This window comes from Stutzerimonas chloritidismutans, from assembly GCF_020783375.1.
Taxonomy (GTDB): Bacteria; Pseudomonadota; Gammaproteobacteria; order Pseudomonadales; family Pseudomonadaceae; genus Stutzerimonas; species Stutzerimonas kunmingensis.
Genome location: NZ_CP086067.1, coordinates 337,369 through 357,532, shown reverse-complemented (window position 1 = coordinate 357,532; position 20,164 = coordinate 337,369). Strand labels below are relative to the sequence as shown.

Sequence of the window (20,164 nt, the reverse complement as noted above, 5' to 3'; positions counted from 1 at the left end):
TAGATGAGCGAATACTCGATTTTTACCTCCGAGTCCGTGTCCGAAGGACATCCGGACAAGATCGCCGACCAGATCTCCGATGCGGTGCTCGACGCCATCATCGCCGAGGACAAGCATGCCCGCGTGGCCTGCGAAACCATGGTCAAGACCGGTGTGGCGATCGTTGCCGGTGAAGTCACCACTTCGGCCTGGGTCGATCTGGAGCAACTGGTGCGCGACGTCATCGTCGACATCGGCTACAACAGCTCGGAAGTCGGTTTCGACGGTGCCACCTGCGGCATCATCAACATCATCGGCAAGCAGTCGGTGGACATCGCCCAGGGCGTCGACCGCACCAAGCCGGAAGACCAGGGTGCCGGTGATCAGGGCCTGATGTTCGGCTACGCCAGCAACGAGACCGACGTGCTGATGCCGGCGCCGATCCGCTTCTCCCACGCCCTGGTCGAACGCCAGGCCGAAGCACGCAAGAACGGCCTGCTGCCATGGCTGCGCCCGGACGCCAAGAGCCAGGTCACCTGCCGCTACGAGAACGGCAAGGTCGCCGGCATCGACGCCATCGTGCTGTCCACCCAGCACAACCCCGAGGTCAAGCAGAGCGACCTGCGCGAAGCGGTGATGGAGCTGATCATCAAGCACAGCCTGCCCGCGGAGCTGCTGCACAAGGACACCCAGTACCACATCAATCCGACCGGGCAGTTCGTCATCGGCGGCCCGGTGGGCGACTGCGGCCTGACCGGCCGCAAGATCATCGTCGACACCTACGGCGGCATGGCCCGCCATGGCGGCGGTGCGTTCTCCGGCAAGGACCCGTCCAAGGTAGATCGCTCGGCCGCCTACGCCGGCCGCTACGTGGCGAAGAACATCGTCGCCGCCGGCCTCGCCGATCGTTGCGAGATTCAGGTGTCCTACGCCATCGGCGTAGCGCAGCCGACCTCCATCTCGCTGAACACCTTCGGCACCGGCAAGCTCAGCGACGACAAGATCATCGCTTTGGTCCGTGAGCATTTCGATCTGCGCCCTTACGCGATCACCCGCATGCTCGACCTGCTGCACCCGATGTACCGCGCCACCGCGGCCTACGGCCACTTCGGCCGCAATCCCTACGAGATGACGGCGGGGGCCGACACCTTCACCGCCTTCACTTGGGAAAAGACCGACAAGGCCGACGCTTTGCGCGCCGCTGCCGGGTTGTAAGCGCGACCGCACCGACAAGAAGCCCCGCCGGCGCAAGCCGCGCGGGGCTTCTTGCTTTCAAGAGGGGGTAGAGCCGCAACAGACACCCTCCGCTGCCAGCAGTGCATCACGAAACCTCCATTCCAGAGCCTTTCCGCTATGCAGGCCAACAGCTATCATCAGCGCCCTTTTCGAACGGACTCGATCGATCACCTGTTGTGATCGGCATTACAAGGAGCGTATCCATGCGTATTTCCCTCATTCTCGGCTGTGCCGCCATCATCCTCGCCAGCACCTCGCTGCAGGCCGCCACCACTGACGCGCAAGCCAAATGCCAAGCGCAGCTGGCCGCCCAGCAGGGCAATCTGGAAACCGGCAAGCTGCTCGGCCAGATGCTAGGCAACGAAAAACTCAGCAATGCGCTGAATCAGGTCGAAGACGGCTGCGCTCAGTTGGACGCCGACGGCCTGGCAGCCAACGCAGCTGGCGACGACGCTGGAGCAGTGAATGAGAAGGTCCAGGCTGTCACCCAAGCCAAGGATGCAGTTCTCGGTCTGGGCAAGATGTTCGGCAAGTAAGCCCCCCCGACGCGCTAATGAAAACGCCCGCATCTGCGGGCGTTTTCGTTACGGGCTAGTTCTTCAACCGATAGCCGGTCTTGAATATCCACCACACCGCCAGCAGACAGGCGCCGAGGAAACCGAGGATCATCGCCAGGCTGACACCGACGCTGATGTCCGAGACGCCGTAGAAGCTCCAGCGGAAACCGCTGATCAGATACACCACCGGATTGAACAGGGTGACCTTCTGCCACAGCGGCGGCAGCATCTCGATGGAATAGAAACTGCCTCCGAGAAAGGCCAGCGGCGTGACGATCAGCGCCGGAACGATCTGCAGTTTCTCCCAGCCATCGGCCCAGATGCCGATGATAAAGCCGAACAGGCAGAAGGTGACGGCCGTCAGCACCAGGAACAGTGCCATCATCAGCGGATGCTGGATTTCGTAATCGACGAACAGCCGCGCGGTGACAAGGATGATCACGCCGAGCACCAGCGACTTGGTCGCCGCCGCACCGACATAGCCGATGACGATCTCGACATAGGACACCGGCGCCGACAGCACCTCGTAGATGGTTCCGGAATAGCGCGGCATGTAAATGCCGAACGAGGCGTTGGAGATGCTCTCGGTGAGCAGCGCCATCATGATCAGGCCGGGGATGATGAACGCGCCGTAAGGGATGCCGTGCATCGCCTCCATTCGCGCGCCGATGGCCGAGCCGAACACCACGAAGTACAGCGAGGTGGAGATCACCGGGGTAGCGATGCTCTGCAGCAGGGTGCGCCAGGTGCGCGCCAGTTCGAACAGGTAGATCGCGCGGATCGCGTAGAAATTCATGCGGGCTTTTCCTCAGCGACCGTGAACCAGATTGACGAAGATTTCTTCCAGCGAGCTCTGGCTCGACTGCAGATCCTTGAAGTCGATGCCGTGGGCCGCCAGGCGCCGGAGCAGCTCGGCGATGCCGGTATCCTCATGCTGGGCGTCGAAGGTGAACACCAGCTGGTTGCCGGCATCGGTGAGCTCCAGGGGATAGCTGGCCAGTTCCGCGGGAATCTCGGCCAGCGGTCGCTGCAGATGGAGGGTCAGCTGCTTCTTGCCAAGCTTGTGCATCAGCACGTCCTTGTCCTCGACCAGAATGATCTCGCCGCGGCTGATCACCCCGATGCGGTCAGCCATTTCCTCGGCTTCTTCGATGTAGTGGGTAGTGAGGATGATGGTCACGCCACGCTCGCGCAGGCCGCGGACCATTTCCCACATGTCACGACGCAGCTCGACGTCGACGCCGGCGGTGGGCTCGTCGAGGAACAGGATCGACGGCTCGTGGGACAGCGCCTTGGCGATCATCACGCGGCGCTTCATGCCGCCGGAAAGCTCGAGGATGCGGGCATTGCGCTTGTCCCACAGCGACAAATCGCGCAACAGTTTCTCCAGGAACGAATCGTCCGGCGCCTTGCCAAACAGGCCGCGCGAAAAACGCACCGTCGCCCAGACGCTTTCGAAGCCCTCGTTGAACAGCTCCTGCGGCACCAGGCCGATCTTCGAGCGGGCGGCGCGGTAGTCCTGAACGATGTCGTGGCCGTCGACCAGCACTCGCCCGCTGCCGGGGTTGACGATGCCGCAAATGATGCTGATCAACGTGGTCTTGCCGGCGCCGTTGGGCCCGAGCAGAGCGAATATCTCGCCCTTGTGGATATCGAGGTCGATGCGCTTGAGCGCCGGGTGGCCGGAAGCGTAGGTCTTGGTGAGCTGCTCGATGGCGATCACTGGTTGCACGGGCTCGTCTCTTCGAGGAATCAGGGGCGGAATTGTAGATAAAAACGCACCGTAGGGCGCCCGCCATCTCCCGGTCACGACTCGCAGTGACCGTGATCATGGCGGCGTCGCAGCGCTGCATACATGCTTGGAAGCGCTGGCACACGGGACGCCAGCAAGGAGGCTTTCCCGAGATGAGACAGATAAAACTCACCTACGTCGCGCTGTTCGTCGGACTGACGCTGCTCTGGTTGCTGGTGGACGACTTCATCATGGCGCGCTATCAGTTCTGGCCGCTGCGCAAGGTACTGGTGCACTACAGCGGCGTGCTCGGCATCGTTGCAATGAGCGTGGCGATGGTGCTGGCGGTGCGGCCGCGGCGCTTCGAACGCTTCTTCGACGGCCTGGACAAGACCTATCGACTGCACAAGTGGCTGGGCATCAGCGCCCTGGTGATCGCCATCTTCCACTGGGGCTGGGGGCAGATACCGAAATGGCTGGTCGGCTTCGGCTGGCTGGAAAAGCCGGCGCGACGTGGCGGCGACGGCCAGCTGCACGAAGGTATCTTCGCGCTGCTGCAGCGCTTTCGCGGCCTCGCCGAGACGATCGGCGAATGGGCCTTCTATGCGGCGGCGATTCTGATCGTGCTGGCGCTGGTCAAGCGCTTCCCCTACCGCTGGTTCTTCAAGACGCACCGTTGGCTGGCACTGGTCTATCTGGCGCTGGTGGCGCACTCGGTAGTGCTGACGCCGCCCGACTATTGGACATCGCCGCTGGGCCTGGTCCTTGCCGTGATGATGGCTTCGGGTTCTGTGGCGGCCTGCATTTCGCTGTTGCGCCGCATCGGCCGCAAGCATCAGGTCGTTGGCCGCATCGATGGGCTTACCCATCATCGCGACAACCGCGTGCTGCGCGTCGATATCAAGCTCGATGGTCCCTGGCCGGGGCACAAGGCCGGGCAGTTCGCCTTCGTCACCTTCGACGACAAGGAAGGGCCGCACCCCTTCAGCCTGTCCTCAGCCTGGCGCAACGACGGCAGGCTGGCCTTCTCCATCAAGGGCCTTGGTGACTACACCCGCACCCTGCCGGACACCCTGAAGGTGGGCGATGCGGTGAAGGTCGAAGGGCCTTATGGCTGCTTCGACTTCCATAGCCGCAAGCCGCGGCAGATCTGGGTGGCCGGCGGCATCGGCATTGCGCCCTTCATCGGCCAGCTGCAGGCGCTCGCCGCGAGCGGCAAGGGCGACAACGTCGATCTGTTCTACTGCACCAGCGCGCCGGACCAGAGTTTCATCGAGCGTATCCGCGAACTGGCCGCACGCGCCCGGGTGCGCCTGCACGTGCTGGTAGCCAGCGAGGGCGGGCGACTGACGCCCGAGCGCCTTCGCCAGTTGGCGCCGCAATGGCAGGACAGCGACGTCTGGTTCTGCGGCCCGGCGGGCTTCGGTCAGGATCTGAGCAGGGACCTGCAACGCCACGGCCTGCCACCAAGAGACTTCCACCAGGAACTGTTCAATATGCGCTGACGCACGGTCGTGCCGCGTCGAGCCGGCGACAATGAGCTGGCCTTCAACGAGGGAGGCCAGACCAACTCATCAGAGCAAGGATGCTCGCCATGCAACGCCTGATCGCACTGTTATTGTGCCTTTTCTCGCCGCTTTGCCTCGCCGTCTGCCCAGCCTGGAACGATGCGCGAGCGCAACAGGAAATCACCAGCCTCCAACGACAGCTGCAACACTGGGACGAGGCCTATCACCGCCGTGGCCTGTCGCTGGTGGATGACGAAATCTACGACCAGAGCCGTGTGCGCCTGCACGACTGGCAGCGTTGTTTCCCGAGCACCGTCGCGGCTCCGGAGCCGTTGGCCGGCGCCGGCGGTCCGGTACGGCATCCGGCAATGCAGACCGGGCTGGCCAAGCTCGCCGACGAGCAGGCGGTTGCCGCCTGGATCGAGCGCCGCGAGGACCTGTGGATTCAGCCGAAGGTGGACGGCGTGGCGGTCACCCTGGTCTATCGTGGCGGCCTGCTGCAGCAGGCCATCAGCCGCGGCGATGGTCACAGCGGACAGGACTGGACAGCCCACGTCCGGCAGCTGCCGGCGGTTCCGTCCCGTCTTGCAGCGCCTGGCGAGGTGATACTGCAGGGCGAACTCTATTGGCGTCTGGAGCAGCATGTGCAGGCGGAGCGTGGCAGCGCTGGCGCGCGCGGCCGTGTTGCCGGCGCCATGGCCAGCAACCGGCTGGACACCGATACGGCGGCGCAGATCGGCCTGTTCGTCTGGGACTGGCCGAACGGGCCGGAGCAGATGACCCTTCGTCTGCAGCGGCTGGCCGCCATGGGGTTCAGCGACAGTCAGCGGTTCAGTCTGCCGCTACAGGGTCCCGCGCAAGCGCAGCATTGGCGCGAACAGTGGTATCGGCAACCGCTGCCGTTCGCCACCGACGGCGTGGTGTTGCGGCAAGGCACGCGCCCGCCTGCCGAGCGCTGGCAGGCAGAGCCGCACTGGGCGGCGGCCTGGAAACATCCGCTGCGCAAGGGGGTGACCGAGGTCCGCGCCGTGGAGTTTCGCATCGGCCGCACCGGGCGCATCACGCCCATGCTGCAGCTGGCGCCGGTACATCTCGATGATCGCCGTATCCGTACGCTCAGCCTCGGCTCGCTGGAGCGCTGGCGCGAACTGGATGTGCGCCCCCGCGACCAGGTCGCAGTTGCACTCGCCGGGCATAGCGTCCCGCAACTGGATTCGGTGGTCTGGCGCAGCACCGAACGGGCAGAGGTCGCGGCACCGGACCCATCGCAGTATCACGCGCACAGCTGCTGGCAGCCAACGCCGGGCTGTGAGCAGCAGTTCATCGCCCGTATGGTCTGGCTGAGCGGCAAGCAGGGGCTTGGCCTTGCCGGGGTAGGCCAAGGCAGTTGGCAGGCCCTGCTGGACGCCGGACTGCTGCCCGATCTGCTCGCCTGGCTGGAGCTGGACGCGGCGACGTTGCAACAGGTCCCTGGCATCGGCAAGTCGCGCGCCAGCAAGCTGGTCGCGAGCTTCGCTCTCGCCCGGCAGAGGCCAGCGGGCCGATGGCTCAAGGCGCTCGGCATGCCGGTCAATCTGCCGCTCACATTGCAGCCCGACTGGGACGTACTGGCGGCACGCAGCGTGGCGCAATGGCAGGCGGAACCGGGGGTTGGAAAGGCACGCGCAGAACAGTTGCATACCTTCTTTCATGCACCGGAGCTGCAGCTGCTGCGTCACAGGCTGCACGCTGTCGGTGTTTCGGGGTTTTGAAGGGACTTTCCCCCAATGTCGCGGTCGATAGGAGCTGGATAACAATTATGGAGGCGAGGCATGTCTTTGCGACATTGGCCGATTGCCCTGCTGATCGGCGCTACCGCCATCAGCCCGCTGGCTAGCGCGGCCCCCAACGCCGACAGCCAGTGCCACGACCAGCGCCAGGCCTTGCGCGAACAGCTGCAGCAGGCGCGCCTGCAGGGTGACAAGCTGCGCCAGACGCAACTCGACAGCGAACTGCAGGGCCTGACCGAGCAGTGCCAGGGCGTGGTTGCCCTGCACCCGCATCAAGTCGAATACGATCACACCAATCGCCAGGTTGAGCGGCGCGAGACGCTGCTACGTGAGGCCTTGGGCACCGGTGATGCCCAGCTGATCGAGCTGCGCCGCAATCAGCTGGCCAAGTCGCGGGAAAAGCTCGAATCGCTGCGCCGTTAGTAGGCGCGGAACTCCTTGTGGCAGGCTTCACAGGCATCCTCGACCCGCTGGAACGCCGGCGCCACGCTTTGTGCAGTAACCGGGGCGGAGGTCGTCACGCTCACCAGCGCAGCCGTGGTCGCTTCCAGTTCGCGGGCCATCTCCTTGAATCGCTCCTGACGCTGCCAGACGTCGTCACGCGCGTCGCTCTGCTCTTCCTTCACATCGGGATAATGCTGCCAAGGCTGCCGCGAGAGCTCGTCCAGCTTGGCCGCGCCTGCACTGAAGCCTTCGCCGTCGAACGGGATGCGCCCGCGCAGCATGCCGCCAAGGTCTTCCTTGGTATCGAGCATGGCCTGGTAGATCGCCTTGCGCTTGCCCAACGGGGAATTGGGGTCGACCCGGTCGCAGCCAGTCAGCGCCAGGACAGCAATCAGGGACAGGCTCAGCAGACTCAGCTTCATGGTTCAACCACTCATCGATGCAAAGCGCGGGATTATCCCCGTCCATGCGCGGTTGAACAAATCAGTCGGGTTTCGACTCCGTCAGCCAAGATTGCTCAACAGGCTATTGCGACCAGCTGCCGCCAGCGCTTTCGCAATCGATCTTGGCCTGGGCCCGATCAGTGGCGTGATAGTGATAGGTGACGATCGTAGCATCGCCGCCCACCTGGCTGGGCAAGGTACCGTTCTTCGCCTGGGAGCCAGTGGCACGTTCGTTGGCCAGGGTCTCTGCCGTCATCGGCGCGGTGCAGACACCGAAGTGGCCGCCGGGACAACTGTCGCGGAGCTCGCGGCGGGAGTTCTTCACCGCCTCGTTGTCCTGACAGACCCAGTCGATGGCGTCGTCCTTGTCCACGCCGTGGAATTCGAAACACTGCTCGGTCACCACTGGCGCAGGAACCGCGCCGGAGGTTTCGCTGTGCACGTAGCAGGATTTGGCGGCGGCAGGCAGGCTGAAGGCGCCGACAAGCAACACGGGCGCTAAGCGAAGCATGGGGTTCATGGCGGTCTCCTGAAACGGTTTCGCCCGGCAAGGGTCACCGAACCTGTACTTTCGACCCGCGCTCGCTCGCTGTAGTTCGCGCGGCGCGGGGTTGGGATTGCCGCGCGGCGCAGCTATAATCGCCGGGCTTTTCCCCGGTCGACTCCGCTTCGACCGTGCCCGCCACCCGTCCGAGGGGCGCTGCAGCAGGATGAAACCTGTCAGGCTCGGATGGGGCGTTTCCAGAACGCATCAACGGCGCCCATTCGCATCTATACGAATGGAGAACTCTTCGATGAGTGCTGTCATGACGCCTGCCGATTTCACCGACTTCAAGGTCGCCGATATTTCCCTGGCTGCCTGGGGCCGCCGCGAAATCATCATCGCCGAATCCGAAATGCCCGCGCTGATGGGCCTGCGCAAGAAATACGCCGCCGAGCAGCCGCTCAAGGGCGCGAAGATCCTCGGCTGCATTCACATGACCATCCAGACCGCCGTGCTGATCGAGACGCTGATCGCGCTCGGCGCGGAAGTGCGTTGGTCGAGCTGCAACATCTTCTCCACCCAGGACCAGGCCGCTGCCGCCATCGCCGCTGCCGGCATCCCGGTGTTCGCCTGGAAGGGCGAGACCGAGGAAGAATACGAGTGGTGCATCGAGCAGACCATCCTCAAGGACGGCCAGCCGTGGGATGCCAACATGGTGCTGGATGATGGCGGTGACCTGACCCAGATCCTGCACGACAAGTATCCGCAGGTGCTCGAGCGCGTCCACGGCGTGACCGAGGAAACCACCACTGGCGTGCATCGCCTGCTCGACATGCTCAAGGGCGGCACGCTGAAGATCCCGGCGATCAACGTCAACGACTCTGTAACCAAGAGCAAGAACGACAACAAGTACGGCTGCCGTCACAGCCTGAACGATGCCATCAAGCGCGCCACCGACCACCTGCTGTCGGGCAAGCAGGCGCTGGTCGTCGGCTACGGCGACGTCGGCAAGGGCTCGGCACAGTCGCTGCGCCAGGAAGGCATGATCGTCAAGGTCTCCGAGGTCGATCCGATCTGCGCCATGCAGGCCTGCATGGATGGCTTCGAGCTGGTCTCCCCCTACAAGGACGGCATCAACGACGGCACCGAAGCCAGCGTCGACGCGGCACTGCTGGGCAAGATCGACCTGATCGTCACCACCACCGGTAACGTCAACGTCTGCGACGCCGGCATGCTCAAGGCACTGAAGAAGCGCGCCGTGGTGTGCAACATCGGTCACTTCGACAACGAGATCGACACCGCCTTCATGCGCGCCAACTGGGGCTGGGAAGAGGTCAAGCCGCAGGTGCACAAGATCCACCGCACCGGCAAGACCGTCGACCCGACCAACGACGACTACCTGATCCTGCTGGCCGAAGGTCGCCTGGTGAATCTGGGCAACGCCACCGGTCATCCGAGCCGGATCATGGACGGTTCCTTCGCCAACCAGGTGCTGGCGCAGATCCACCTCTACAACGAGAAGTTCGCCGACCTGCCAGTGGCCGAGAAGAGCAAGAACGTCACCGTCATGGTGTTGCCGAAGAAGCTCGACGAGGAAGTGGCGCTGGAGATGGTCAAGGGCTTCGGTGGCGTGGTCACCCAGCTGACCACCAAGCAGGCGGAGTACATCGGTGTGACCGTCGAAGGCCCGTTCAAGCCGGACAGCTACCGCTACTAAGCAGGTCATGCTGCTGGCGACGAACTGTGCCCTGCATTCGTCGCCAGCATCCTGCAGCCCAAGGAATAACCGAATGACCGCTTTGAACCGCCCATCCATCAGCTTCGAGTTCTTTCCCACCAAGACCGAAGCCGGGCACGAAAAACTGCTGAACGTGGCCCGCCAGCTGGCCGGCTACCAACCCGATTTCTTCTCCTGCACTTACGGTGCCGGTGGCTCGACCCGTGACCGCACGCTCAACACCGTGCTGCAGCTCGACGGCGAGGTGAAGGTGCCGACCGCACCGCACCTGTCCTGCGTCGGCGACAGCAAGGCCGAGCTGCGCGAACTGCTGAACCTCTACAAGGATGCCGGCATCAAGCGCATCGTCGCCCTGCGCGGCGACCTGCCCTCCGGCATGGGCATGGCCAGCGGCGAGCTGCGCTACGCCAACGAGCTGGTGGAATTCATCCGCAGCGAAACCGGCGATCACTTCCATATCGAGATTGCCGCCTACCCGGAAATGCATCCGCAGGCGCGCAACTTCGAAGACGACCTGGCCAACTTCGTGCGCAAGGCCAGGGCCGGCGCCGACAGTGCCATCACCCAGTACTTCTTCAATGCCGACTGCTACTTCTACTTCGTCGAGCGCGTGCGCAAACTCGGAGTGGAAACCCCGGTGGTGCCCGGCATCATGCCGATCACCAACTACAGCAAGCTGGCACGCTTCTCAGATGCCTGCGGTGCGGAGATTCCGCGTTGGGTGCGCAAGCAGCTCGAAAGCTATGGCGACGACATGCAGAGCATCCAGGCCTTCGGCGAGCAGGTCATCACCGAGATGTGCGAGAAGCTGCTGGCCGGCGGTGCGCCCGGCCTGCACTTCTATACGCTGAACCAGGCCGAGCCGAGCCTGGCGATCTGGAACAACCTCGGGCTGTCACGCTGAGCACCAACCGGCTCCGTAGAAATACGGAGCTGGCTAATGAACCCGTGACCTGCGACACTGTCAGAGCAATGCGGCGTTAACAGGCTCTGTTATACTCCGCGCTTCCGCCAGGCTTACGCCCGGATGCCGCCATATATGACCCGCGGCAGGACCGGACGGGATCGCACGCCAGTCGCGATTCGAGCCAGGCATGATCATCCCAGGGCCTCGCCCCTAACAAGACAGGATTACTCATGTCCTTTGCTTCCCTCGGTCTCTCCGAGGCTTTGGCCGGTGCCGTCGAGGCCGCCGGTTACACCCAGCCTACTCCCGTGCAACAGCGGGCCATTCCCGCCGTGTTGCAAGGCCGCGACCTGATGGTCGCCGCCCAGACCGGAACCGGTAAGACAGGCGGTTTCGCCCTGCCGGTACTCGAACTGCTGTTTCCGGGTGGTCACCCGGATCGTGAACACCGCTACGGCCCGAAACAGCCGCGCGTGCTGGTGCTGACACCGACCCGCGAGCTCGCCGCCCAGGTTCACGACAGTTTCAAGATCTACGCCCGCGATCTGCCCCTGAAGAGCACCTGCATCTTCGGTGGCGTCGGCATGAACCCGCAGATCCAGGCGGTTGCCAAGGGTCTCGACGTGCTGGTCGCCTGCCCAGGTCGCCTGCTCGACCTAGCCAACCAGAAAGCCATCGACCTGTCGCACGTGGAAATTCTCGTCCTCGACGAAGCCGACCGCATGCTCGACATGGGCTTCATCCATGACGTCAAGAAGGTCCTCGCCAAGCTGCCGGCCAAGCGCCAGAACCTGCTGTTCTCGGCGACCTTCTCCAAGGACATCACCGACCTCGCCGGCAAGCTGCTGCACAATCCCGAGCGCATCGAGGTCACGCCGCCGAACACCACCGTCGAGCGTATCGAGCAGCGCATGTTCCGCGTGGCTGCCAGCCACAAGCGCGCTCTGCTCGCGCACCTGATCACCCAGGGTGCCTGGGAGCAGGTGTTGGTCTTCACCCGCACCAAGCACGGCGCCAACCGTCTGGCCGAGTATCTGGAAAAGCACGGCCTGCCGGCTGCCGCGATTCACGGCAACAAGAGCCAGAACGCCCGCACCAAGGCTCTGGCCGACTTCAAAGCCAACCAGGTGCGCATTCTGGTTGCCACCGATATCGCCGCCCGCGGTCTGGATATCGACCAGCTGCCCCATGTGGTCAACTTCGAGCTGCCCAACGTCGAGGAAGACTACGTACACCGTATCGGCCGTACTGGCCGTGCCGGGCGCAGCGGTGAAGCCATTTCGCTGGTCGCGCCGGACGAGGAAAAGCTGCTCAAGGGCATCGAGCGCATGACCAAGCAGCGCATCCCTGAAGGCGATCTGATGGGCTTCGATGCAAGCGCCATCGAGGCGGAGAAGCCGGAGGTGCGCGAACCGCGCCAGCCGCGTCCGCAGCGTGGCGAACGCAAGGCTCGCGCTGAGCGCGAAAAGCCGGCAGAGAAAGGCACCGAGCAGAAGGAACGCAACCGCCGCAGCCAGAGCAAGGCGCGCAAGCCTGCTCGCGATGGAGCCGCCAGTGAAGCGCAAACCGCTGCTCGACCTCCGCAGCTGCCGCCAAACCGTGCTCCGGACGAGTTTCTCGATGACGAAGTGGACAACTTCGGCAATCGCGTCGACTACGTCAGCCCGTATCAGAACAAGCAGAACCGCGGCCGGCGCCATGGTGCTCCGGCTCCGGCTGGTGCCGCGCCACGTGCCGCCGGAGCCGCACGCCCTGGCGCTGCTGGTGCTCCCGCCGGCAAGGGCAAACGTCCGGGTACGGGCCAAGGCCAGGCGGCGCGCAGCGGCCAGCCGCGCAACGGCCAGCCACGGCGCAAGAACGACAGCCGACGGATCGAAGAGCCAGCCGTCGCTCGCCAGGAAGCTGCCAAGCCGCGTGAAAAGCAGCCAGTGATCATCCACAAGGAATCGAAGATCGATCGGCTGCCCAGTCTGGACCAGCTCGAGCAGCTGCCAACCCGGCCACGAGGTGAGAAGCCGGCCCTGCTGACGCGCAACCGCGAAGCCTGAGCCACAAACGAAAACGCCGCCCGATGGGCGGCGTTTTCGTATCTGCGTGTTGTCGGCGGTGGTCGTACTGCAAGCGACCACCGCATCGCCTCATTCCTCTTGCGGCTGCGCCTGCACCGCGTCCTGCCAGCCGCCACCCAGCGCCTTGAACAGATTGACCTCGCTGGTCATCTGCGCCAGGCGATCGGTGATCAGTTGCTGCTGCACGCTGAACAGCTGGCGCTGCGCATCGAGCACGGTCAGGTAGCTGTCGATGCCCGTGCGATAGCGGCGCTCGGCGAGGTTGTAGTAGTCCTCGCTGGTCTCCAACAGATCACGCTGCGCCTGCACCTGCCGCGTGTAGGTGGCCTGAGCCGCCAGCCCGTCGGCCACTTCGCGGAAGGCGGTCTGGATCGCTTTCTCGTATTGCGCGACTTGGATGTTCTTGCTGATCTGCGCGTAGTCCAGATTCGCCCGCAGCTGGCCAGCATTGAAGATCGGCACACTGATGCTCGGCGAGAAGCTCCAGTAACCGGAGCCGCCGTCGAACAGGCCGGACAACTCGCTGCTCGCCGAACCCGCTGCGCCGGTCAGGCTGATGCGCGGAAAGAACGCCGCACGGGCTGCGCCGATGCTGGCATTGACAGCGCGCAGTTGATATTCAGCCTGGAGAACATCCGGGCGCTGCTGAAGCAGATCGGAGGGAAGCCCGACCGGCAACGTCGCCAGCTGGGTACGCTCCAGCCCGTCGCCCGACTGCAGACCGGCCGGCAGGCTCTGTCCCAGCAACAGCGTCAGCGCATTGCGGTCCTGCGCCACCAGCCGCGTGTACTGCTCGATGTTCACCCGCGCACTGTCGACAGCGCTGCGCGCCTGACGCAGCTCCAGCGCAGAGGCGACCCCGACGTCGAAACTGCGTTGGGTCAGACCAAAGCTCTCTTCATAGGTCTTCAGCGTATCGCGGGTGACCTGCAGCAATGCCTGGTCGGCCTGCAAGGTCAGCCAGGCATTGGCGACACTGGCGATCAGACTGATCTGGGTGCTGCGCTGGGCGGCCTCGCTGGCGAAGAACTCTTCCAGCGCCTGGTCGCGCAGGCTGCGCAGGCGACCGAACAGGTCCAGCTCCCAGGACACACCGAACGTGGCGCTGTACTGGCTGCTGATGGCCGGCTCGCCACTCATGTTCAGATCGCCAGGGGTGCGGCTGCGCGTCCCCGCGCCGTCGGCACTCACCGCCGGCAGCACATCGGCGCGCTGCACGCGATACAGCGCGCGATAGGCATCGACGTTGAGCGCCGCCACACGCAGGTCACGGTTGTTCTCCAGCGCCACCTCGATCAACTGCTGCAGTGCCGGATCACGGAAGAACTCGCGCCAGCCAAGCGCGCGCTCGGACGCCTGCGTCGCGTCTTGCGGATAGGCCTCGCCTTGCGGCCAGGCGGCCGCGACCGGTGCGTCCGGACGTTCGTAGTCAGGGATCAGCGAGCAACCGCCCAGCGCCGCCATCAGCGCCAGGCTCAACAGAGACTTGTGCATCACTGCGAATCCTCCTTCACACCCTCGTTGGCGGACTTCGAGCGGTCGAAGAACGTGCAGATCATTACGTAGAACAGTGGAATCCAGAAGATCGCCAGTATCGCGGCGGTCAACATGCCGCCGATCACACCGGTACCAATCGCGTGCTTGCTGCCCGCACCGGCGCCAGACGCAATCGCCAGAGGCACCACGCCGAGAATGAACGCCAGCGAGGTCATGATGATCGGCCGCAGACGCATGCGGCACGCCTGCAGCGCGGCATCGGCGTAGCTCATCCCCTGCTCGTGCAGCGCCTTGGCGAACTCGACGATGAGGATCGCGTTACGCGCCGACAGACCGATGGTGGTGACCAGGCCCACCTGGAAGAACACCTCGTTGGACAGCCCGCGCAGCAAGGTGAAGGCCAGCGCCCCGACGATACCCAGCGGCACGACCAGCATGACCGAGAACGGAATCGACCAGCTCTCGTACAGGGCCGCCAGGCAGAGGAACACCACCAGCAGCGACAGGGCATAGAGCGCCAGCGTCTGCGATCCCGCCAGACGTTCCTCGTAGGACTGACCTGTCCAGGAATAGCCGACTCCAGGTGGCAGCTGGGCGGCGATGCGTTCGACCTCGGCCATGGCATCACCGGAGCTGTAGCCAGGGGCCGGCTCACCGAGCATCTCGATCGCACTGACGCCGTTGAAACGCGACAGCTTCGGCGAACCGTAGGTCCACTCACCGCTGGCGAAGGCGCTGAACGGGACCATCTCGCCAGCGTCGTTGCGCACGTACCACTTCTGCAAATCCTCAGGGCTCATGCGCGCGTCCGGAACGCCCTGCAAATACACCTTCTTCACCCGACCTCGATCGATAAAGTCGTTGACGTAGCGGCCACCCCAGGCAATCGACAGCGTGCTGTTGATGTCCGCCAGAGAGATACCCAATACCCGCGCCTTCTCGTCGTCGATCAGAACCTGATACTGCGGCTCATCGCGCAGGGTATTGGGCCGCACCCGGGTGAGCACCGGACTCTGGCTGGCCAGCTGGAGGAACTTGTCGCGGGCCTGCTGCAGCACTTCCTGGCCAACGCCGGCGCGGTCCTGCAGGAACAGGTTGAAACCGGTGGCATTACCCAGCTCCATCACCGCAGGCGGCGCAAAGGCGAACACCTGGGCGTCACGGAAACTGGCGAAATGCTGCTGCGCACGCTGGGCCAGGGCGAACACGCTGTCTTCCTCGTTGGTCCGCTCGCTCCAAGGCTTCAGGCCGATGAAGGCGATACCCGAGCTCTGGCCGCGGCCGGCGAAGCTGAAGCCGGTCACGGTAAAGACGGAACGAACGATGTCGCTCTCCTCTTCCAGCAGATAGCTGCGCATGGCGTCGATGCTCTGCTGGGTGCGCTCGGCGGTCGAGCCCGACGGAGTCATTACCTGGGCGAACAGGACGCCCTGGTCCTCTTCCGGCAGAAAGGCGCTGGGAATGCGGTTGAACAGCACCACCATGACGCCGACGATCAGCACATACAGCAGCAGGAACGGTGCCTTGCGCTTGAGCACGGCCCTCACGCCGCGCTCGTAGCCATTCACGCTGCGATCGAAGGTGCGATTGAACCAGCCGAAGAATCCGCCCTTCTCGTGGTGATCATCCTTGTCGATCGGCTTGAGCAGCGTCGCACACAGCGCCGGCGTGAAGATCAGCGCCATCAGCACCGAGAGCACCATCGCCGAAACGATGGTGATGGAAAACTGCCGATAGATGACCCCGGTCGAGCCCCCGAAGAAGGCCATCGGCAGCAGTACCGCCGACAGCACCACGCCAATGCCGATCAGCGCGCCCTGGATCTGGCCCATGGACTTGCGCGTCGCCTCCAGAGGCGAGAGCCCTTCTTCGCGCATCACCCGCTCGACGTTCTCCACCACCACGATGGCATCGTCGACCAGCAGGCCGATGGCCAGAATCATGGCGAACATGGTCAGGGTATTGATGCTGAAACCGAACACCGCCAGCACGCCGAAGGTACCCAGCAGCACCACGGGCACCGCGAGCGTCGGAACCAGCGTCGCGCGGAAGTTCTGCAGGAACAGGTACATCACCAGGAACACCAGCACGAACGCCTCGAGCAGCGTGTGCATGACGCCGGTGATGGACGCAGAGATGACCGGCGTGGTGTCGTAGGGATAGACCACGTCGACACCCGGCGGGAAGAACGGCTTGAGCTCCTCGATGGTCTTGCGCACGCCTTCGACGGTATCCAGCGCGTTGGCGCCGGTTGCCAGCTTCAGCGCCAGGCCGGCGGCCGGCTTGCCGTTGAAGTGCGCGCTGACCGAATAGTTTTCACCCCCCAGCTCGACCTTGGCGACATCACCCAGACGCACCTGCGAGCCGTCGCTGTTGACCTTGAGCAGGATGTTGCGGAACTGCTCCGGAGTCTGCAGGCGGGTCTTGCCGATCACCGTGGCGTTGAGCTGCTGCCCGGGCAGCGCCGGCAAGCCACCCAGCTGACCGGACGAGATCTGGACGTTCTGCGCCTGGATCGCCGAGCTGACGTCCACCGGGGTCAGGCTGAAGTTGTTCAGCTTCGCCGGATCGAGCCAGATGCGCATCGCGTACTGGGCACCGAATACCTGGAAGTCGCCGACGCCCTTGGTGCGCGAGATCGGGTCCTGCATGTTGGCGACGATGTAGTTCGCCAGGTCACGCTGGTCGAGACTGCCGTCGGTGGAAACTAGGCCGATCACGATCAGGAAGTTGCGCACCGCCTTGGTGACGCGAATACCCTGCTGCTGAACCTCCTGCGGCAGCAGCGGCGTCGCCAGCTGCAACTTGTTCTGCACCTGAACCTGGGCGATATCGGGGTTGGTGCCCTGATCGAAGGTCACGGTAATGGTCATGCTGCCGTCGGAGTTGCTCTCCGAGGAGATGTAGCGCAGCCCGTCGATGCCGTTGAGCTGCTGCTCGATGACCTGCACCACGGTGTCCTGCACCGTCTGCGCCGAGGCGCCCGGGTAGCTGACGGAAATGCCGACCGCAGGCGCGGCGATGCTCGGGTACTGGTTGACCGGCAACTTGAGAATGGACAGCCCGCCGGCGAGCATGATCACCAGGGCGATCACCCAGGCGAAGATCGGCCGGTCGATAAAGAACTTGGACATGGATTAGAAACCCCTCAGCCTTCTTGGCCTTGGGGTTGTGCAGACACCCCACCGCGATTATCGACATTGGTCGCCGGAGCCACCTCGACCTCGACCCCCGGCTGGATGAACTGCAGGCCTTCGGTGATCACGCGATCGCCCGGCTGCAGGCCTTCGCCGACCAGCCAGCGATTGCCCACGGCGCGCTCGGTCTTGATCGGGCGCACTTCCACCTTGTTCTCGGCATTGACCACCATGGCGGTCGGGTCACCCTTGGTGTTGCGGGTGACGCCCTGCTGCGGAACCAGGATCGCCTCGCTCTTCATGCCGGCCACCAGCTGCGCATGGACGAACATGCCCGGCAGCAGATTCTTGTCCGGATTCGGGAATACGGCGCGCAGGGTCACCGAGCCGGTACCGGCATCCACCGTGACTTCGCTGAATTCGAGTTTGCCTTCGTGACCGTAATCGCTGCCATCCTCCAGTTTGAGGGTGACCTTGGCCGCGTTATCGCCAGACTTCTGCAGACGACCCTCGGCCAGGTCGCGCCGCAGCGCTAGCAGGTCTCGGGCCGGCTGGGTCACGTCAACATAGATCGGGTCAAGCTGCTGAATGGTCGCCAGTTCCTGCGCCTGACCGTTGCTGACCAGCGCACCCTCGGTCACCGCGGAACGGCCGATCCGGCCGGAAATCGGCGCCAGCACCTTGGTGTAGCGCACGTCGATCCGCGCGCGCTCCAGCTCCGCTTCGGCCTGCAGGCTGGCGGCCCGCGCCTCGTCATAGGCCTGCTTGCTGACGGCCTGATCCTTGACCAGCTCGGCGTAGCGGTCGGCCAGCGACTTGCTGGAAGCAACGCTCGCCTGAGCACTCTTCAGCGTGGCCTCGTACACCGATGCATCGATCTGATAGAGCTGTTGCCCAGCCTTGACGTCGCTGCCTTCGGTGAACAGACGCTTCTGGATGATGCCGTTGACCTGTGGCCGCACCTCGGCGATGCGGTAGGCGCGGGTACGCCCGGGCAGCTCGGTGGTTACCGCGAACGGCTCTGCCTGCAGGGTCACGATACCCACCTTGGGCTTCTGCTGGGCCGGTGGGGCGGCTTCTTCCTGACAGCCGGCCAGGAAAACAGCCATGGCGAGAATGGACATCAGGGCAGCATTGGCTGACTTGATTGGCATGGTTAGACCTCTTGAAAACCTGGCAGGCGGGAATGGGCAACAGCGCGCCGCAGACGCGGAGAGCGGAATGGGCCGAAATATACTTACATCCATGACTGTCTGTAAACCTGAAAAGACTCGTCGGCCCTGCCGCAAATGTTGCAAAAGGTGCGTCATAGACCCATTCGACACAGGTTTGTCCGCTGTGCAAGAAGCGTTGATACATATCCTGGCAAACGCAGAACGCCGGCAAAGTGCCGGCGTTCGGGTTCCACGGGGAGCGTTTACTTGCGCACACCTTCGACCGAGATGATCAGATCGACCGTTTGCGACGCCGGCCCGAGGTCCATCTTGATGTCGAAGTCCTTCAGCGTCAGCGTGGTACTGCCTTCGAAACCGGCACGGTAGCCACCCCAGGGATCATCACCTTCGCCGATGAACTTGGCAGCGATCACCACCGGTTTGGTCACGCCGTTGAGCGTCAGGTTGCCGGTGATGTCAGCAGTGCCGTCGCCGGTGGACTTCACCGAAGTCGACTCGAAGGTCGCTGCCGGGTGCTTGTCGACGTTGAGGAAGTCATCGCTGCGCAGGTGCTTGTCGCGCTCGGCGTGGTTGGTATCGACGCTGGCGGTCTTCAACGTGACGTTGACCTTGCTCGCTTCCGGCTTGTCCGCATCGAAGCTGAAGCTGCCATCGAAATCCTTGAACGTGCCCCACAGCCAGCTGTAGCCGAGGTGGCTGATCTTGAAATTGACGAAGGCGTGCTGGCCCTGCTTGTCGATGGCGTAGTCGGCAGCAAATGCCTGGCCACCGACCAGTGCGGAGCCGAGGACCAGTGCAGCGAGGGTTTTCTTGAGCATCGATGGATTCTCCTATCGGGGGTGATTAACCGGCACTACGACCGAGCATGCGCTTGAGTGTCGCGTCGCGGTCGATGAAATGGTGTTTGAGCGCAGCCAGGGCGTGTACCACGGCGAAGATCACCAGCGCCCAGGCAGCGTATTCGTGAACAATCCCGGCGCTGTCGGCCTGATCGGGGATGGAAGTGATCAGCGCCGGCACCTCGAACAGGCCGAACACGCTGATCGGCCGGCCATCGGCGGTGGAGATCAGGTAACCCGAGATCATCACCAGGAACAGGCCGAGGTACAGCAGGCTGTGACCAAGCCTGGCCGCGATCCGGGTCAGCCGCCCCTGACTCGCCAGCGGCGCCGGCGCAGGGCTGACGAAACGCCAGAGCACCCGCAGCAGCATGATCAGAAACAGCGCGATGCCAATGCTCTTGTGCAGGTCCGGCGCGGTGCGATACCAGCTGCTGTAGTAGTTCAGCCCAACCATCCAGAAGCCCAGGCCGAACAGACCGAATACGGCGATGGCCACCAACCAGTGCAAGGCAATGCTGGTCAGCCCATAGTTCGTTGAGGAGTTACGCCAGTGCATTGAGTCTTCCTTCAAATTCAGGCCTAGAAGCGTAGCCGGTTACCTATCGGAATAGAGCGCATTTTTTCGCTTTGAAACATCGAGTAAATCG

17 protein-coding genes and 1 riboswitch are annotated in these 20,164 nt (G+C 63.8%); of the genes, 8 read left to right on the top strand and 9 right to left on the bottom strand.

The genetic code is table 11. The features are described 5' to 3' along the window. Window positions 1-3 precede the first annotated feature (3 nt). Complete coding sequence (gene metK / locus LLJ08_RS01650; protein WP_041015624.1) at window positions 4-1,194, top strand: methionine adenosyltransferase; 1,191 nt, start codon at window positions 4-6, stop codon at window positions 1,192-1,194. Between the two features lie 224 nt (window positions 1,195-1,418). Further along, on the top strand, window positions 1,419-1,751 hold the full coding sequence (locus tag LLJ08_RS01645) for a hypothetical protein (RefSeq protein ID WP_228208035.1): 333 nt from the start codon (window positions 1,419-1,421) through the stop codon (window positions 1,749-1,751). Window positions 1,752-1,806: 55 nt separating this feature from the next. On the opposite strand, the gene LLJ08_RS01640 is transcribed toward LLJ08_RS01645, so the two are convergent. Then, a complete protein-coding gene (locus LLJ08_RS01640; protein WP_014818773.1) occupies window positions 1,807-2,568 on the bottom strand; it encodes an ABC transporter permease in 762 nt (253 codons plus the stop codon). A gap of 12 nt (window positions 2,569-2,580) precedes the next feature. Then, window positions 2,581-3,504, bottom strand: coding sequence for an ABC transporter ATP-binding protein (locus LLJ08_RS01635; protein WP_228208034.1), 924 nt, complete (start codon window positions 3,502-3,504; stop codon window positions 2,581-2,583). A 173-nt stretch (window positions 3,505-3,677) separates the two neighbouring features. On the opposite strand from LLJ08_RS01635, the gene LLJ08_RS01630 reads away from it, so the two are divergent. From LLJ08_RS01630 to LLJ08_RS01620, 3 genes are all read left to right on the top strand, one after another. After that, window positions 3,678-5,009, top strand: a complete 1,332-nt coding sequence (locus LLJ08_RS01630) for a ferredoxin reductase family protein (RefSeq protein WP_228208033.1) — start codon at window positions 3,678-3,680, stop codon at window positions 5,007-5,009. Between the two features lie 89 nt (window positions 5,010-5,098). Further along, window positions 5,099-6,763 (top strand): NAD-dependent DNA ligase LigB, encoded by a 1,665-nt coding sequence (gene ligB, locus LLJ08_RS01625; protein WP_228208032.1) that lies wholly within the window; start codon window positions 5,099-5,101, stop codon window positions 6,761-6,763. Between the two features lie 60 nt (window positions 6,764-6,823). Then, window positions 6,824-7,204 (top strand): DUF1090 domain-containing protein, encoded by a 381-nt coding sequence (locus LLJ08_RS01620; protein WP_104098854.1) that lies wholly within the window; start codon window positions 6,824-6,826, stop codon window positions 7,202-7,204. Here LLJ08_RS01620 and LLJ08_RS01615 read toward each other — a convergent pair. Both LLJ08_RS01615 and LLJ08_RS01610 read right to left on the bottom strand, forming a co-directional pair. Further along, window positions 7,201-7,647 carry a c-type cytochrome gene (locus LLJ08_RS01615; RefSeq protein WP_046617533.1) on the bottom strand — a complete coding sequence of 149 codons (447 nt, stop codon included), beginning with the start codon at window positions 7,645-7,647 and terminating at the stop codon, window positions 7,201-7,203. The genes LLJ08_RS01620 and LLJ08_RS01615 overlap by 4 nt on opposite strands. Before the next feature lie 103 nt (window positions 7,648-7,750). Beyond that, entirely contained in the window at window positions 7,751-8,188 is a 438-nt protein-coding gene (locus tag LLJ08_RS01610) for a hypothetical protein (protein ID WP_228208031.1), read from the bottom strand. A 166-nt stretch (window positions 8,189-8,354) separates the two neighbouring features. Then, a riboswitch (S-adenosyl-L-homocysteine riboswitch) is annotated at window positions 8,355-8,438 on the top strand. A 24-nt stretch (window positions 8,439-8,462) separates the two neighbouring features. On the opposite strand from LLJ08_RS01610, the gene ahcY reads away from it, so the two are divergent. The 3 genes from ahcY to LLJ08_RS01595 all read left to right on the top strand — a co-directional run bounded on the left by ahcY (window position 8,463) and on the right by LLJ08_RS01595 (window position 12,845). Beyond that, the gene (gene ahcY / locus LLJ08_RS01605) at window positions 8,463-9,869 is read left to right on the top strand and encodes an adenosylhomocysteinase (RefSeq protein WP_044316209.1); all 1,407 of its coding nucleotides are present in this window, start codon (window positions 8,463-8,465) and stop codon (window positions 9,867-9,869) included. A gap of 73 nt (window positions 9,870-9,942) precedes the next feature. Beyond that, on the top strand, window positions 9,943-10,794 hold the full coding sequence (gene metF, locus LLJ08_RS01600; protein WP_023446056.1) for a methylenetetrahydrofolate reductase [NAD(P)H]: 852 nt from the start codon (window positions 9,943-9,945) through the stop codon (window positions 10,792-10,794). A gap of 233 nt (window positions 10,795-11,027) precedes the next feature. Next, window positions 11,028-12,845 carry an RNA helicase RhlE2 gene (locus LLJ08_RS01595; protein ID WP_228208030.1) on the top strand — a complete coding sequence of 606 codons (1,818 nt, stop codon included), beginning with the start codon at window positions 11,028-11,030 and terminating at the stop codon, window positions 12,843-12,845. A 90-nt stretch (window positions 12,846-12,935) separates the two neighbouring features. Here the strand turns inward: LLJ08_RS01595 and adeC are convergent, their stop codons facing one another. The 5 genes from adeC to LLJ08_RS01570 all read right to left on the bottom strand — a co-directional run bounded on the left by adeC (window position 12,936) and on the right by LLJ08_RS01570 (window position 20,073). Beyond that, window positions 12,936-14,360 (bottom strand): AdeC/AdeK/OprM family multidrug efflux complex outer membrane factor, encoded by a 1,425-nt coding sequence (gene adeC, locus LLJ08_RS01590; protein ID WP_046617529.1) that lies wholly within the window; start codon window positions 14,358-14,360, stop codon window positions 12,936-12,938. Then, on the bottom strand, window positions 14,360-17,497 hold the full coding sequence (locus LLJ08_RS01585) for an efflux RND transporter permease subunit (RefSeq protein WP_041015618.1): 3,138 nt from the start codon (window positions 17,495-17,497) through the stop codon (window positions 14,360-14,362). The genes adeC and LLJ08_RS01585 overlap by 1 nt, the downstream gene beginning before the upstream one ends. A 14-nt stretch (window positions 17,498-17,511) precedes the next feature. Then, window positions 17,512-18,654 (bottom strand): efflux RND transporter periplasmic adaptor subunit, encoded by a 1,143-nt coding sequence (locus LLJ08_RS01580; protein WP_023446060.1) that lies wholly within the window; start codon window positions 18,652-18,654, stop codon window positions 17,512-17,514. Window positions 18,655-18,917: 263 nt separating this feature from the next. After that, window positions 18,918-19,493, bottom strand: a complete 576-nt coding sequence (locus tag LLJ08_RS01575) for a YceI family protein (RefSeq protein ID WP_041015616.1) — start codon at window positions 19,491-19,493, stop codon at window positions 18,918-18,920. A 25-nt stretch (window positions 19,494-19,518) separates the two neighbouring features. Next, window positions 19,519-20,073, bottom strand: coding sequence for a cytochrome b (locus LLJ08_RS01570; protein ID WP_023446062.1), 555 nt, complete (start codon window positions 20,071-20,073; stop codon window positions 19,519-19,521). Window positions 20,074-20,164: the final 91 nt, after the last annotated feature.